The organism is Aestuariivirga sp. (assembly GCF_044239095.1).
Lineage (GTDB): Bacteria > Pseudomonadota > Alphaproteobacteria > Rhizobiales > Aestuariivirgaceae > Aestuariivirga.
Window position 1 is genome coordinate 1 of record NZ_JBIICB010000100.1, and the last position, 13,637, is coordinate 13,637.

The following is a 13,637-nucleotide window of genomic DNA, read 5'->3' on the forward strand; positions in this document are numbered from 1 at the left end:
GCTCGAGCGCTTCGTCGACCTCACCTCCCATGGCCCCAACCGCATCTTCGGGCTTGCCGGCAAGGGCCGCATCGCGGAGGGCTATGACGCCGACTTCACCATCGTCGACATGAAGGCGAAGCGCACCATCACCAATGGCTGGATTGAAAGCCGCTGCAAATGGACGCCCCATGACGGCCGCGAGGTCACCGGCTGGCCTGTTGGCACGATGATCCGCGGCCGCCGCGTCATGTGGAACGGCGAGATCATCGGCGAAGCCCACGGCCAGCCCATCCGCTTCGTGGAGGCGCTGTGACCACTCCCCACACATTCCCCCTCGCCCCCACGTATGTGGGGGAGAGGGCAGGGGTGAGGGGGTGCGACCGCGAGTCCGGTGGGACGAAGAATTCCGCAGCACATTCCGCGCCACCATTCAGGCAGCGGTCCCGCGGACAGACCCCCCTCACCCTTCCCTCTCCCCCGGAGGGGGAGAGGAATGCAGGATGATCATCCCGCATCCTCGAACCCATCTGAAAGGAAAACCCCCATGTCCTTCCGTGCCATTCTCATCACCAAGACCGACGCCGGCCAGGCGGCCGAACTCACCACGCTCGACGAGCAGGATCTGATGGAGGGCGACGTCACGGTTGACGTCACCCATTCCTCCGTCAACTACAAGGATGGCCTCAACATCACCGGCAAGGCGCCCATCGCCCGGCGCTTTCCGCTGATCCCCGGCATCGACTTCGCAGGCGTGGTGCGAAGCTCCACCAACCCGCGCTGGAAGGCGGGTGATCACGTGGTTCTCAATGGTTATGGCGTGGGCGAGGGCCACCACGGCGGCTTCTCGGAGGTGGCGCGCGTCAACGGTGACTGGCTCGTTCCCGTGCCGCAGGGCTGGACGGCGGCCGACTGCATGTCGGTGGGTGTCGCGGGCTATACCGCGATGCTCTGCGTCATGGCCCTCGAGGAGCAGGGGGTGAAGCCGTCCGATGGTGACATTCTTGTCACCGGGGCTGCGGGTGGTGTCGGCACTACGGCCATCGTCATCCTCGCCAAGCTCGGCTACCGCGTCATCGCCTCCACGGGCCGCGTCTCGGAGGAGCCCTTCCTCAAGAGCCTGGGTGCTGCGGGCGTGGTGGATCGCAACGAGTTCAACGGCCCGGTCAAGGCGCTGGCCAAGTCGCGCTGGGCGGGCTGCGTCGATTCGGTTGGCTCGGTGACGCTCGCCAACATCATTTCGCAGATGAACCCCGAGGGCACGGTCGCGGCCTGCGGCAATGCGCAAGGGATGGATCTTCCCACCAATGTCGCGCCCTTCATCCTGCGCGGTGTCAAGCTCGTCGGCATTAACTCGGTTTCCACCCCCATGCCGCGCCGCCTCAAGGTGTGGGAGCGGCTGGTGGCCGATCTCGACCTCTCGAAGCTCCACGCGCTCACCAGCCATGTGAGCTTGGAGCAGGTGCCGCAGGTCGCGGCTGACATCGTGGCGGGCAAGGTCAAGGGCCGCGTGGTGGTGGACATCCGCTAGGGCCGATGGACCTCGTCCTCCTCGCCACCGGCATCGCCATCGGCCTGTCGGTGACCGCACCCCTGGGGCCGGTCAACCTGCTCGTCATCCGCAACGCCATCCGGCGCGGCTTTCCCGTGGCCTTTCTGGTGGGGCTGGGGGCCGTGCTGGCCGATGGCTTCTATGCGGTGGCCGCGGCCTACGGGGTCAAATCCGTCGCGCATATGGTGGCCGATCATGCGCGGCTTTTGATGATCGTGGGCGGGTGCCTGCTCGTCGTGATGGGGGTAAAGCTCGCCCGCACCCACATCGCGCTCGCGGCACTGCAGATTCAGGATCTGCCGCGCAAGCGCGAGATTGCGGGGCGGATGCTGACGGCCTTCAGCCTGACCATCACCAACCCTGGCATCTTCTTCGGTTTTCTGGCGATCTTCGGGAGCATGAGCACGGTGCTGCGCCTCGAGGAGGCCTGGCACAGGCCGCCCACCGTCGTGGCCGGGGTGCTGATCGGCGGCGCCCTATGGTGGCTGTTCGTGAGCTTCGCCGTCTCGCGTTTCAAGGCGAGGATCGGCGAGAAGACCCTCGACCGTGTCAACCGCTGGACAGGCCTGCTGATCGCAGCCTTCGGCTTCGCGCTGCTGATGGAAGCCCTGACTTAGAGTGCCGGACGGTCAGTTGAGGTCAACTCCCAAATCTCGCCGTCATGTCAGCTTTCGCTGGGGTGACGGAAAGAATGGAGTTCAGATATTCCAGTGATCTCAACTGATAGCCCGCCGCTCGATCTTTTTGACCAGGCGGTCCCACCTGGCCGCACCGGGCGGCTGGCGTCTACTGGCGGCTTTGCGCGAGGGTGAATTCGCCCGCGCGCACGCGCTCTGGCAGGCGCTGGCACATCACCGCCACGGGTTCCTCGCCATAGGTGGTGATGAGGTCGGACAGGGCTGCGAAAATCGCCGCGGTGGCGAGGCAGTCGCGGTCCACGCCCTCGTAGGCGGCCTCTTCCCATGCATCGAGAAGATAGCGGAGGGCAAGCTGCTTCTCCTCAACCGGATCGGTATCGATTGTCCTGTCCGCCATTGTCAGCATTTTTTCCATCAGTCACCGGCCGTGCCGCCCAAGCCCCGGACATTAGCAGGCAGCGCCGCCGGGGCCACCCGATCCTTATGCAAAGGTTAATGTCAGCCCGCAGAGTTGGGCTATGTGCTCAGCAGTTTCTTAGCCTTGGCGACGGCATCGGCGATGTTGGGCGCCAGCGCATAGGCGCCGAGCCCTTCGGGGTCCGCCCATTCCGCCGCAGCAGCATCGCTGGCGGCCACCGGTTCTTCCGGGCCGGCATGTCCGATGTAGCAGGCGATCACGTAGTGAACCGTAGGGTTGCCCGCGGCATCCCGCCGGATCACCTCGTAGAGCCCGAGGAGGCCTTCCAGGCGCACGGTGAGGCCGGTCTCTTCGTGGAGTTCGCGGGCTGCCGCCGCCTCGAGGCTTTCGCCCGGTTCCACATGGCCGCCGGGAAAGGCCCAGATGCCCTTCGGCTCCTTGGCGCGTTCGACCAGCAGGACCTTGCCCTCCCGCCAGACCGATACTGAGACGCCGAGCTTCGGCAGGTGTTGCGCCGTGACCATCCGAGGTTATTCTCCACCCATGTGCGGACTCTATAGCCTGACGAAGCGCCCGGGGGAAACCCGCGCGCTGTTCAACTATCCTGACGAGCCCGATTTTCCGCCGCGCGCCCATGTGGCGCCGGGCCAGCCCATCGCCGTCGTCCGCATGGAGAACGGCCAGCGCCGCTTCGCGCTGGTGCGCTGGGGCTTCATCCCCGCCTGGGTGAAGGAGGTGAAGCCGGGAAAGCCGATGATCAACGCGCGCGGCGAAACGGTGCTCGAAAAGCCCTCCTTCCGCAATGCCATGCTGCGCAGGCGCTGCCTTGTGCCCGCCGACGGCTATTACGAATGGTCGGGCCCGGAGGGGCGCAAGACGCCCTTTCACGTGCAGCGCAAGGACCGGGGCCTCTTCGCGCTGGCCGGGCTGTGGGAACACTGGATGGGGGCGGACGGCTCAGAACTCGAAACCGCGATCCTGATGACCATCGCGCCCAATGCGGAACTCTCCGCCATTCATGACCGCATGCCGGTCATCATCGCGCCCGGGGATTATGAAACCTGGCTGACGGGGGAGCCGGAAGACGCCGCAGGCTTGATCCGCCCCGCACCCGATGACAGTTTCGATGCTGTGCCGACCGTCATCGGGCGCCAGGCCCCGCCGAAGCCGCCGCCTGCAAAGCCCGCTCAGCTCGACCTGTTCTGATCCCCGGGCAGCACGCGGCCGGGGTTGAGGATGTTGTTGGGGTCGAACATCTGCTTGAGGCCGCGCATCATGCCGAGTTCCACGGGCGACTTGATCTCCACCATGCGATGGGCCTTGAGCCTGCCGATGCCATGCTCGGCGCTGATCGAGCCGTTGAAGCGGCCCACCACCTCGAACACCACGTCGTTCATCGCGTCCCACATGTCGAGGAACGCGTGCTTGTCCATGCCGGTGGGCTGGGAGATGTTGTAGTGGATGTTGCCATCACCCAGATGCCCGAAGGACACGAAGCGGCAGCCGGGAATGAGGCGGCTGACGGCGGCATCCGCCTCTGCCAGGAATTGCGGAACCTTCGAGACCGGAACCGACACGTCATGCTTGATCGAGCCGCCTTCGGGCTTCTGCGATTCCGAGATCAGCTCGCGCGTGGCCCAGAAGGCGCTGCGCTGGCTGTCTGACTGGGCCAGCGCGCCATCCGTCACCAGGCCGCGCTCCATCGCCGCTTCAAGAAGCGCCATCATGGCGCCCGGAACCGGGTCAGCCAGTTCCGCCAGCACATACCAGGCAGAGGATGCAGCCAGCGGATGGCGCACGCCCGCGTGGCGGATAGCGAATTGCAGCGCAATGTCGGCGATGAGTTCAAAGGCCACGACGCGATTGCCGCTCATGTCCTTTGCAAGCGAGAGGAGATCGACGGCGGCCTGCGGCGAGGGCACGGCGATGAAGCCCGTCTCCTGGCGGCGGGGCTTGGGGAACAGCTTCATGACGGCGGCGGTGATGATGCCGAGCGTTCCTTCGGCGCCGATGAAGATGTCACGCAGGTCGTAGCCCGTATTGTCCTTGCGCAGGCGCTTGAGGCCATTCCACACGCGGCCATCGGCCAGCACCACTTCAAGCCCCAAACACAGGTCGCGCGTGTTGCCATAGGCGATGACGTTGAGGCCGCCCGCATTGGTGGAGAGATTGCCGCCAATGCGGCAGGAGCCTTCGGAGGCAAGGCTCAAGGGGAACAGCCTGCCCTGTGCATCCGCAGCATCCTGCACGGATTTGAGGATGGCGCCCGCTTCGACCGTGATCGTATTGTCGGCGGGGTCGACATCGAGGATGCGGTTCATGCGGTCGAGCGAGAGCACCACCTCATGGCCCTCATCCGTCGGGATCTGCCCGCCGCAGAGGCCGGTGTTGCCGGCCTGCGGGACGATGGCAGTGCGGGTCTCATTCGCGATGGCGAGGATGCGGGAGACTTCATCTGCCGAGGCGGGGCGCAGCACCAGGGGCGAGCGGCCAACCCAGATCTGCCGCCATTCGCGCATGTAGCCGTCCATCGCCGCGCGATCGCGGATCGCGTTTCTCTCGCCCACCACGGCGGCGAGCCTGTCGAGCGTGCCGGGCGGCGGGGTCATGCGGTCTCACGCGGTGCGGCCGCGCGCAGCAGCCGGTCGTTGATGGCCTCGCCCAGCCCATGGTGCGGCACGGGGGCCACCGCGATGCGGGCAACACCCGTGGCATCAATCTCGTGCAGCAGGCGGAAGAGACTGGCGGCGGCCTCGACCAGATCGCCCCTGGCGGAGAGCGTCCAGGGCCCATGGGCATGGAGGGGTCCGAAGCCCAGATAGGCCTCGCCCGTGCGCGGCGCATCGGCGTTGAGGCGGAGTTCCGCGTGGGGGGCGTAATGGCTCAGGAGCTGGCCCGGCGCATGCGGGCGGGCGGAATGGGTTTCGACGGCGATGGCGTGGCCCAGCACCGTCTCGATCTCGCTGCGCGGCACGCCGCCCTGGCGGAGCAGCTTGGGGCCGTCCGCGAGGAAGCTCACCACACTCGACTCGACCCCGACCTTGCAGCGCCCGCCGTCGAGCACGATCGCTACCTTGTCCTTCAGGTGGCGGCGCACATGCTCTGCCGTGGTGGGGCTGATCTTGCCGGAGGGGTTGGCGCTGGGCGCCACCACCGGGCGGCCCGTGGCTTTGAGCAGCGCGAGCGCCATCGGGTGCGACGGAATGCGGATGGCGATGCTGTCATTGCCCGCGCTCGCCAGAAGCGAGACGGGGCAGGAGGCCGCGCGCGGCACCACAAGGCTCAAAGGTCCTGGCCAGAAGGCGCTGGCGAGTGCCTTTGCCTCCGCCGTGAAATGGCCGAGTGCAAAGGCCTGTTCGACATCCGGAACATGGGCGATCAAGGGGTTGAAGGACGGGCGGCCCTTCGCGGCATAGACGCGGGCCACCGCCTCGTCATTCGTCGCATCGGCTCCGAGGCCATAGACCGTCTCGGTCGGGAAGGCCACCAGCCGCCCCTCGCGCAGGGCTTGTGCAGCGGCGTCTATGTCGTTGTGGGCAGCCATGCTGGTTCTATAGCAGTCCCCGCACGAAGCGGCTAGAACGGCTCACATGACAACCTTGCTCTTCACCCATCCGGCAGCGCTGCGCCATGTAACGCCGGACGGCCACCCCGAACGCGTGGACCGCATCAAGGCCGTGAACCAGATTCTGGCGAGCGAGCATTTCCGCGATCTCGAACGGCGCGAGGCGCCGCTGGGCCGTGACGAGGACATCCTGCGCGCGCATGCCTATGAGCACCTTGAGCGGCTGCGCGCGATCTCGCCCGCCGAGGGCTTCGAGTATCTCGATGCCGACACCGTGATGTCTCCGGGAACGCTGGAGGCCGCACTGCGCGGCGTGGGGGCTGCAACCGCCGCCGTCGATGCGGTGTTCAGGGGCGAGGCCGACAATGCCTTCTGCGCGCTGCGCCCGCCCGGCCACCATGCGGAATCACGCCGCGCCATGGGCTTCTGCTTTTTCAACCATGTGGCGGTCGCCGCCCATTACGCCCGCTACCGCTATGACGCGGAGCGCGTGGCGGTCATCGACTTCGACGTGCACCACGGCAATGGCACGCAGGAGATCTTCTGGTCTGACCCCGACCTGTTCTATGGCTCGACGCACCAGATGCCGCTCTACCCCGGCTCGGGCGACGTGCAGGAGACGGGGGCTGGCAACATCTTCAACGCGCCGCTGCGCGCGGGCGATGGCAGCGAGCAGTTCCGTGAGGCGATGGGAACGGTGATCCTGCCCGCACTCGATGCCTTCGGGCCTGACCTCGTCATCATCTCGGCAGGCTTTGATGCCCACCACCGTGACCCGCTCGGCAGCCTGCAACTGACGGAGGAGGATTTCGCCTGGGTGACGCTGCAGCTGATGGAGGCCGCGGAAATCCACTGCGGCGGCCGCGTCGTCTCGGTGCTCGAGGGCGGCTATGACCTGCAGGGGCTCAGCGCCTCCGTGGGCATTCACGTGCAGGCGCTGATGCGCGGCAATGCCGATTCTATTGACGATACGCTGGACGATGAGGAGGAGGAACTCTGATGACGGAGCATGCGGACATCGCCGGCCTTCCTTTCGAGAAGGCGCTGGCGGAGCTGGAGCAGATCGTGACCAGGCTTGAGTCTGGCAAGGTGGACCTCGAACAGTCGATCGCCATCTATGAGCGCGGCGAAGCGCTGAAGAAGCATTGCGAGAAGCTGCTGAAGGCCGCCGAGGCGCGGATCGAGAAGATCACGCTGAAATCCGATGGAACACCGTCGGGCACCGAACCGCTGGATGTCGGCTAGGCAGCGGCTGGACGAGGCGCTGGTGGCGAAGGGGTTCTACCCCTCCCGCTCCCGCGCGCGCGATGCGGTGCTGCGCGGCACGGTGCGGATCGATGGCGTGGTGGCGGGAAAACCCTCACAGATGGTGGGGGCCGGTCAGGCGATCACCCTCAGCGATGCGGCGCAAGGCTATGTGTCGCGCGCGGCGCTGAAGCTGAAGCAAGGTCTTTCACATTTCGCAATTCCGGCACAGGGGCTGAACTGCCTCGACATCGGCGCGTCCACCGGCGGCTTCACGCAAGTGCTGCTGGAGGAGGGGGCGGCGCATGTGACGGCAATCGACGTGGGGCATGGGCAGATGATGCTGCATGACCCGCGCATGACGCTGATCGAGGGGCTGAATGCGCGCGAGCTTTCCGCGGCGCATCTGGTGGGGCCGGTTCAGCTTGTTGTGTGTGACGTGAGCTTTATTTCACTGAAGCTGGCGCTGCCGCCTGCGCTGGCGCTGGCGGAAGAGGGGGCGCGGCTGGTGGCGCTGATCAAGCCGCAGTTCGAGGCGGGGAAGGATGCGGTGGGCCGTGGCGGGATCGTGACGGACCCGGCGGTGCATGAGCGCGTGTGTGGTGAGATTGCCGATTTTCTGCAGGCGCAGGGCTGGCGGGTGCTGGGGGTGGTGGACTCACCGGTTGAGGGTGGTGACGGGAACCGGGAGTTCCTGGTGGGGGCGGTGAAGGGTTGAGTATTTCCTTCTCCCGTTGCGAAGCAAGGGGAGAAGGTGCCCGATAGGGCGGATGAGGGCTCTTTCCGCATGGCAGGCAGGCCCTCATCCGGCCTTCGGCCACCTTCTCCCATCCTGCGGACGGGAGAAGGGGACAGAGTCGTGAGGATTTTAATCCTTGACTTTTATTCCTAATCCTTGTAAACAGCGGGCATGATCCTGCTGCTCGCTCTTCTTGGAATGATCCTAACCCACCTGGCCGCGGTGGCGGAGGAAGTGGTCGGCCAGCACGATGGCCATCATGGCCTCACCTACCGGCACGGCGCGGATTCCGACGCAGGGGTCGTGGCGGCCCTTGGTCATCACGTCGACCTCCTCACCCTGCGCCGAGATGCTGCGCTTGGTGGTGAGGATGGAGGATGTGGGCTTGACCGCAAAGCGGACGACAACGTCCTGGCCGGTGGAGATTCCACCCAGAATGCCGCCGGCGTGATTGGAGAGGAACTCCGGCTTGCCGTGGTGCATGCGGATCTCATCCGCGTTCTGCTCGCCGGAGAAGGCGGCGGAGTCGAAACCCGCGCCGATCTCCACACCCTTCACCGCGTTGATGCTCATCATGGCGGAGGCCAGGTCCTGGTCGAGCTTGCCATAAAGGGGTGCTCCCCAGCCGGCGGGAACGCCGCTGGCCGTGACCTCGATGATGGCGCCACAGGAGGAGCCGGATTTGCGCACGCCGTCGAGATAATCCGCAAAGAAGGCCGCGGCCGTGGCATCGGGCGTGAAGAAAGGGTTGCGGTCCACCTCGGACCAGTCCCAGTTGGTACGGTCGATCTTGTGGGGGCCCATCTGGACAAGCGCGCCCCTGATGGTGACGCCCGGGATGATCTTGCGGGCCACGGCGCCGGCGGCGACGCGGGCCGCCGTCTCACGCGCGGAGGAGCGGCCGCCACCCTTGTAGTCACGGATCCCGTATTTGGCCTGATAGGTGAAGTCGGCATGGCCGGGGCGGAACTTGTCCCGGATCTCGGCATAGTCCTTCGAGCGCTGGTCGACGTTCTCGATCATCAGCATGATGGGAGCACCCGTGGTGACGGGGCCGCCGGTGCGGTCATCCTCGAAGAGGCCGGAGAGGATCTTCACCTGGTCGGGTTCCTGGCGCTGCGTGGTGAAGCGCGACTGGCCGGGGCGGCGCTTGTCGAGGAAAGTCTGGATGAAGTCCGCGGTGAGGGGCAGGTTGGGCGGGCAGCCATCGACAATGCAGCCGATGGCTGGTCCGTGGCTTTCGCCGAAGGTGGTGAAGCGGAAGAGATTGCCGAATGTATTGTGCGACATCGGGCCTAACTAAGCCGCATTGGCCCCGGCGTCAAACCACTCGGCCGTGCCGTTCCAGAGCTTGCAGTAGAAGCCCTGACGCATTTCGAGTTCCACGAGGTCGCGGCGCGGCAGGCCCGCAAGCTCGGCAATGAGGCAGCGGCCGATGGCGCCGTGGGCGACGACGACGGTCGGGCGGTCCAGCGTGTCCAGCCACTGGTTGATGCGGATGTGGCCATCCTCATAGCTTTCGCCGTTTACGGGACGCCAGGCGTAGCGGTCCTCCGGGTGGGCGGGGTAGACGGGGGAGGCCTTCAGCTCCCAGAATGGCTTGCCCTCCCAAACGCCGAAGCCCAGTTCGGTGACGGCGGGTTCAATGGCGATCTGCGGCGGCTCCAGCGCGAGGGCCTCCGCGATGTAGCCCATGGTCTGGCGCGCGCGTTGAAGCGGGCTGACGACGAAGGCGAAGTCTGGCGAGAAGCCGGGCACGGCTGTGAGCGCACGGGCCACGGCGCTGGCCTGGGTGTGGCCCTTGGGGTTGAGAGGAATGTCCGTCCAGCCCTGGATCAGGCCCTGGACGTTCCAGTCCGTCTCGCCGTGGCGGACGAAATAGATTGGCGGCCGCTGCTTACTCACCGTGGTTGTTCACCGTGATGTCCGGCGCATCGGGGTTCTTCATGCCGACGATGTGGTAGCCCGCATCGACATGCAGGATCTCGCCGGTCACGCCGCGGCCGAGGTCGGAGAGCAGGTAGAACCCACTGTCGCCCACCTCGTCGATCGTCACGGTGCGGCGGAGCGGCGAGTTGTATTCGTTCCAGCGCAGTATGTAGCGGAAGTCGCCGATGCCGGAGGCGGCGAGCGTCTTGATCGGGCCCGCCGAGATGGCGTTGACGCGGATCGCCTTGGGGCCGAGGTCGGCGGCCAGATAACGCACGGAAGCCTCAAGGCCCGCCTTGGCAACGCCCATTACGTTGTAGTGCGGCATCCACTTTTCCGCGCCATAGTAAGTGAGTGTCAGCAGCGAGCCGCCGTTGGTCATGAGCTTCTCGGCGCGCTGGGCGACGGCGGTGAAGGAATAGACGCTGATGAACATCGTCTTGGTGAAATTCTCCGCCGTCGTGTCGACGTAGCGGCCTGTCAGCTCATCCTTGTCGGAGAAGGCGATGGCGTGGACGAGGAAGTCGAGCGAGCCCCATTCCTTCTCGATGGTGGCGAAGGTGGCGTCGATCGAGGCCATGTCGGTCACGTCGCAGGGCACCACGATCTTCGAGCCAATTTCGGCGGCGAGCGGCTCAACGCGCTTCTTCAGGGCGTCGCCCTGATAGGTGAAGGCAAGTTCGGCACCTTGGGCCGCGCAGGACTTGGCGATGCCCCAGGCGATGGACCGGTTGTTCGCAACGCCCATGACGAGGCCGCGCTTGCCAGCCATCAAACCTTTGTTATCGCTCATTTTTACCCGTCCGGAATGTGGAGAAGCCAGGCGTATCCCGGCGGGCGTTTACTTGACACATGTAAGGAGGGAGGTCCACAGGAAACCGTGCGCCGCCCCGGGGCGGCACCGGCACATGGCTGCTGGTCTGTCCCGGTGGTTGATCCGTAGCCATGGCGGGTGGCATAAGCATCCGGAACCTCAGGAATTCACATGGCATTGAGCGACATTTCCAAGCTGACGGCCTCGGCCGGTTTTACCGAGCGCAACGACCCCTTCAACCTGTTCGGCGAGTGGCTGAAGGAGGCGGAGGCCTCGGAGCCCAACGACCCCAATGCCATGGCGCTGGCCACGGTGGACGAGGAGGGGCTGCCCAATGTGCGCATGGTGCTGCTCAAGGGCTATGACGAGCGCGGCTTCGTGTTCTACACCAATTTCGAGAGCCAGAAGGGCCAGGAGATCCTCGGCACCATGAAGGCGGCGCTGTGCTTCCACTGGAAGTCGCTGCGCCGCTCGGTCAGGGTGCGCGGCGTGGTTGAAGAGGTCTCCAAGGACGAGGCAGACCAGTATTTTGCGTCGCGCCCGCGTGACAGCCGCATCGGCGCCTGGGCCTCCCAGCAGTCCCGCCCGCTGGAGAGCCGTTTCGCGCTCGAGACCGCGGTGGCGCTCAACACCGCGAAATATGCGATCGGCGAGGTGCCGCGGCCGGCCCACTGGTCCGGCTTCCGCATCATGCCGCTCTCCATCGAATTCTGGCACGACCGGCCGTTCCGCCTGCATGACCGCGTCGTGTTCCGCAGGCCGGAAGAGGCCAGCGGCTGGACCAAGGCGAGGCTTTATCCGTGAACACCACAGCCGATGCCGAGCGCAAGACGCTCATCCTCACCGGCGCCTCCCGCGGCATCGGGCACGCCACCGTGAAGCGCTTCTCCACGGCCGGCTGGCGCGTCATCACCTGCTCGCGCCAGCCCTTCCCCGAGGATTGCCCGTGGGACGCGGGGCCTGATGATCATATCGTCGTCGATCTCGCCTCCTCCACCGACACGCATGCGGCGATCGCGCAGATGAAGGAGCGGCTGAAGGCGCAAGGCTCCAAGCTCCACGCGCTGGTGAACAATGCGGCGATCAGCCCCAAGAAGCCGGGGGGCGCCAGGCTCAACACCATCGAGACATCGGAGCAGGACTGGAAGACGGTGTTCCAGATCAACTTCTTCGCACCCGTCATGCTGGCGCGCGGCCTGATGGACGAACTCGTTGCGGCCAAGGGCGCCGTCGTCAACGTCACGTCCATCGCGGGTTCGCGCGTGCATCCCTTCGCGGGTGCTGCCTATTCGACATCGAAGGCAGCACTTGCCTCGCTGACGCGCGAAATGGCGGCGGACTTCGGGCCGTTCGGCGTGCGCGTCAATTCCATTTCGCCGGGCGAGATCGAGACCTCGATCCTGTCTCCGGGCACGGAGAAGCTCGTGGCGCAGATTCCGCAGCGCCGCCTCGGGCAGCCGGAGGAGGTGGCCAAGGCCATTTATTTCCTGTGCACCGACCAGTCGAGCTATGTGACGGGGGCGGAGCTTCATATCAATGGCGGCCAGCATGTCTAACGAGAGCCTGCGGCCCGAGACCATCGCGGCGCATGCCCTGCGCGCGGTGGACGAGGCCACGGGCGCCGTGGTGCCGCCGATCTACACCTCCTCGACCTATGCCCGCGATGAGAATTACCAGCCGAAGCTGAAGGAAAACTACGTCCGCAACGGCAATCCGACGCTGTGGCAGACGGAGGAGACGATCGCGGCGCTGGAGGGCGGGCCTGCCGCCTTGCTCTTTGCGTCAGGCATGGCGGCGATCACCACGCTGCTCGAAACCGTGCCGCAGGGTGCCCATGTGGCAGCACCCGACGTCATGTATTACGGCACGCGCGACTGGCTGAAGCGGCTGGAAGGGCTGGGGCGCATCTCGCTTTCCCTGTTCAACCCCGAGACGCCCGGGGCGCTGGAGGCCGCGCTGCAGAAGGGCAGGACCGACCTCGTGTGGATCGAGACGCCGCTGAACCCGACCTGGGGCGTGATCGACATCGCGGCCGCGGCACAGGCGGCGCATGCGGCCGGTGCGATCCTGGCGGTGGACGCAACGGCGACGGCGGCGGTGACGACGCAGCCCCTGAAGCTTGGCGCCGACATGGTGTTTCATTCGGCCACCAAATATCTGAACGGCCATTCCGACGTGCTGGCGGGCGTGCTGGTGACGGGCGTGGAGAACCAGCGCTGGGCCGACATCCGCATGTTGCGCACCAAGATGGGGGCGCCGCTGCCGCCGCTCGAGTGCTTCCTGCTGATGCGCGGCATGCGCACGCTGTTCGTGCGCTACCGCCAGGCATCGGCCAATGCGATGGCGATTGCACGGCATCTGGAGCGGCATCCGGGCGTGGAGCGCGTGCTCTACCCGGGGCTTTCCTCGCACCCGGGCCACGCCATCGCCGCGCGCCAGATGCGCGACGGCTTCGGCGGCATGTTGTCGTTTCTGGTCAAGGGCGGTTTCGCGGATGCCCAGCGCGTCTGCACGCGGCTCAAGGTGATCGTGCCGGCGACGTCACTGGGTGGCGTTGAAAGCCTGGCGGAACATCGCAAGGCGGTGGAGGGGCCCTCAAGCCCGGTGCCGGATAATCTGGTGCGGCTCTCGACCGGGATCGAGCATGTGGATGATCTGATCGCGGATCTCGAGCAGGCGCTGGCGGGAAGCTGATTTCCCTTCTCCCGCCGGCGCAGCCGATGGGAGACGGTGGCGCGAAGCGACGGATGAGGGTTTC

General features: G+C 66.0%; 17 protein-coding genes. 10 read left to right on the forward strand and 7 right to left on the reverse strand.

The annotated features are described in order from the left end of the window. The 3 genes from ACILRA_RS10865 to ACILRA_RS10875 form a co-directional block, all read left to right on the forward strand. On the forward strand, positions 1-295 hold a 295-nt coding region (locus ACILRA_RS10865; protein WP_395662120.1), incomplete at its 5' end, for an amidohydrolase family protein. Between the two features lie 231 nt (positions 296-526). Continuing rightward, positions 527-1,510: an MDR family oxidoreductase gene (locus ACILRA_RS10870; RefSeq protein ID WP_395662121.1), complete on the forward strand. Its 984-nt coding sequence runs from the start codon at positions 527-529 to the stop codon at positions 1,508-1,510. Positions 1,511-1,515: 5 nt separating this feature from the next. Further along, a complete protein-coding gene (locus ACILRA_RS10875; protein ID WP_395662122.1) occupies positions 1,516-2,148 on the forward strand; it encodes a LysE family translocator in 633 nt (210 codons plus the stop codon). Positions 2,149-2,317: 169 nt separating this feature from the next. Here the strand turns inward: ACILRA_RS10875 and ACILRA_RS10880 are convergent, their stop codons facing one another. Beyond that, a complete protein-coding gene (locus tag ACILRA_RS10880) occupies positions 2,318-2,566 on the reverse strand; it encodes a hypothetical protein (RefSeq protein WP_395662123.1) in 249 nt (82 codons plus the stop codon). 119 nt (positions 2,567-2,685) lie between these two features. Continuing rightward, positions 2,686-3,111 carry an NUDIX hydrolase gene (locus tag ACILRA_RS10885; RefSeq protein ID WP_395662124.1) on the reverse strand — a complete coding sequence of 142 codons (426 nt, stop codon included), beginning with the start codon at positions 3,109-3,111 and terminating at the stop codon, positions 2,686-2,688. A gap of 19 nt (positions 3,112-3,130) precedes the next feature. Between ACILRA_RS10885 and ACILRA_RS10890 the strand changes: the two genes are divergently transcribed. Further along, positions 3,131-3,793: an SOS response-associated peptidase gene (locus tag ACILRA_RS10890; protein WP_395662125.1), complete on the forward strand. Its 663-nt coding sequence runs from the start codon at positions 3,131-3,133 to the stop codon at positions 3,791-3,793. Here the strand turns inward: ACILRA_RS10890 and ACILRA_RS10895 are convergent. Together ACILRA_RS10895 and ACILRA_RS10900 are read right to left on the reverse strand one after the other, a co-directional pair. Then, complete coding sequence (locus ACILRA_RS10895; protein ID WP_395662126.1) at positions 3,775-5,196, reverse strand: FAD-binding oxidoreductase; 1,422 nt, start codon at positions 5,194-5,196, stop codon at positions 3,775-3,777. The two genes, ACILRA_RS10890 and ACILRA_RS10895, sit on opposite strands and share 19 nt — an antisense overlap. Beyond that, positions 5,193-6,131, reverse strand: a complete 939-nt coding sequence (locus tag ACILRA_RS10900) for an L-threonylcarbamoyladenylate synthase (RefSeq protein WP_395662127.1) — start codon at positions 6,129-6,131, stop codon at positions 5,193-5,195. The genes ACILRA_RS10895 and ACILRA_RS10900 overlap by 4 nt, the downstream gene beginning before the upstream one ends. A 46-nt stretch (positions 6,132-6,177) precedes the next feature. Between ACILRA_RS10900 and ACILRA_RS10905 the strand changes: the two genes are divergently transcribed. Genes ACILRA_RS10905 through ACILRA_RS10915 form a run of 3 tightly spaced genes read left to right on the forward strand, consistent with a single transcriptional unit; the run spans position 6,178 to position 8,115 of the window. Continuing rightward, positions 6,178-7,152, forward strand: coding sequence for a histone deacetylase family protein (locus ACILRA_RS10905; RefSeq protein ID WP_395662128.1), 975 nt, complete (start codon positions 6,178-6,180; stop codon positions 7,150-7,152). Continuing rightward, a complete protein-coding gene (locus tag ACILRA_RS10910; RefSeq protein WP_395662129.1) occupies positions 7,152-7,397 on the forward strand; it encodes an exodeoxyribonuclease VII small subunit in 246 nt (81 codons plus the stop codon). The genes ACILRA_RS10905 and ACILRA_RS10910 overlap by 1 nt, the downstream gene beginning before the upstream one ends. Beyond that, positions 7,387-8,115: a TlyA family RNA methyltransferase gene (locus ACILRA_RS10915; protein ID WP_395662130.1), complete on the forward strand. Its 729-nt coding sequence runs from the start codon at positions 7,387-7,389 to the stop codon at positions 8,113-8,115. Before ACILRA_RS10910 ends, ACILRA_RS10915 begins: the two co-directional genes overlap by 11 nt. A 225-nt stretch (positions 8,116-8,340) precedes the next feature. Here ACILRA_RS10915 and aroC read toward each other — a convergent pair whose 3' ends face one another. The 3 genes from aroC to fabI are packed head-to-tail and all read right to left on the reverse strand — an operon-like array spanning position 8,341 to position 10,858. After that, positions 8,341-9,426 (reverse strand): chorismate synthase, encoded by a 1,086-nt coding sequence (gene aroC / locus ACILRA_RS10920; protein WP_395662131.1) that lies wholly within the window; start codon positions 9,424-9,426, stop codon positions 8,341-8,343. A gap of 9 nt (positions 9,427-9,435) precedes the next feature. Then, the gene (locus ACILRA_RS10925; RefSeq protein WP_395662132.1) at positions 9,436-10,041 is read right to left on the reverse strand and encodes a histidine phosphatase family protein; all 606 of its coding nucleotides are present in this window, start codon (positions 10,039-10,041) and stop codon (positions 9,436-9,438) included. After that, on the reverse strand, positions 10,034-10,858 hold the full coding sequence (gene fabI, locus ACILRA_RS10930) for an enoyl-ACP reductase FabI (RefSeq protein ID WP_395662133.1): 825 nt from the start codon (positions 10,856-10,858) through the stop codon (positions 10,034-10,036). Before fabI ends, ACILRA_RS10925 begins: the two co-directional genes overlap by 8 nt. Positions 10,859-11,050: 192 nt before the next feature. Between fabI and pdxH the strand changes: the two genes are divergently transcribed. From pdxH to ACILRA_RS10945, 3 genes are read left to right on the forward strand one after another with little or no spacing between them, the layout of a single operon-like run. Further along, positions 11,051-11,683, forward strand: coding sequence for a pyridoxamine 5'-phosphate oxidase (gene pdxH, locus ACILRA_RS10935; protein WP_395662134.1), 633 nt, complete (start codon positions 11,051-11,053; stop codon positions 11,681-11,683). Then, complete coding sequence (locus ACILRA_RS10940; protein ID WP_395662135.1) at positions 11,680-12,435, forward strand: SDR family NAD(P)-dependent oxidoreductase; 756 nt, start codon at positions 11,680-11,682, stop codon at positions 12,433-12,435. Before pdxH ends, ACILRA_RS10940 begins: the two co-directional genes overlap by 4 nt. After that, positions 12,428-13,573 (forward strand): trans-sulfuration enzyme family protein, encoded by a 1,146-nt coding sequence (locus ACILRA_RS10945; protein ID WP_395662136.1) that lies wholly within the window; start codon positions 12,428-12,430, stop codon positions 13,571-13,573. Before ACILRA_RS10940 ends, ACILRA_RS10945 begins: the two co-directional genes overlap by 8 nt. Positions 13,574-13,637 lie beyond the last annotated feature (64 nt).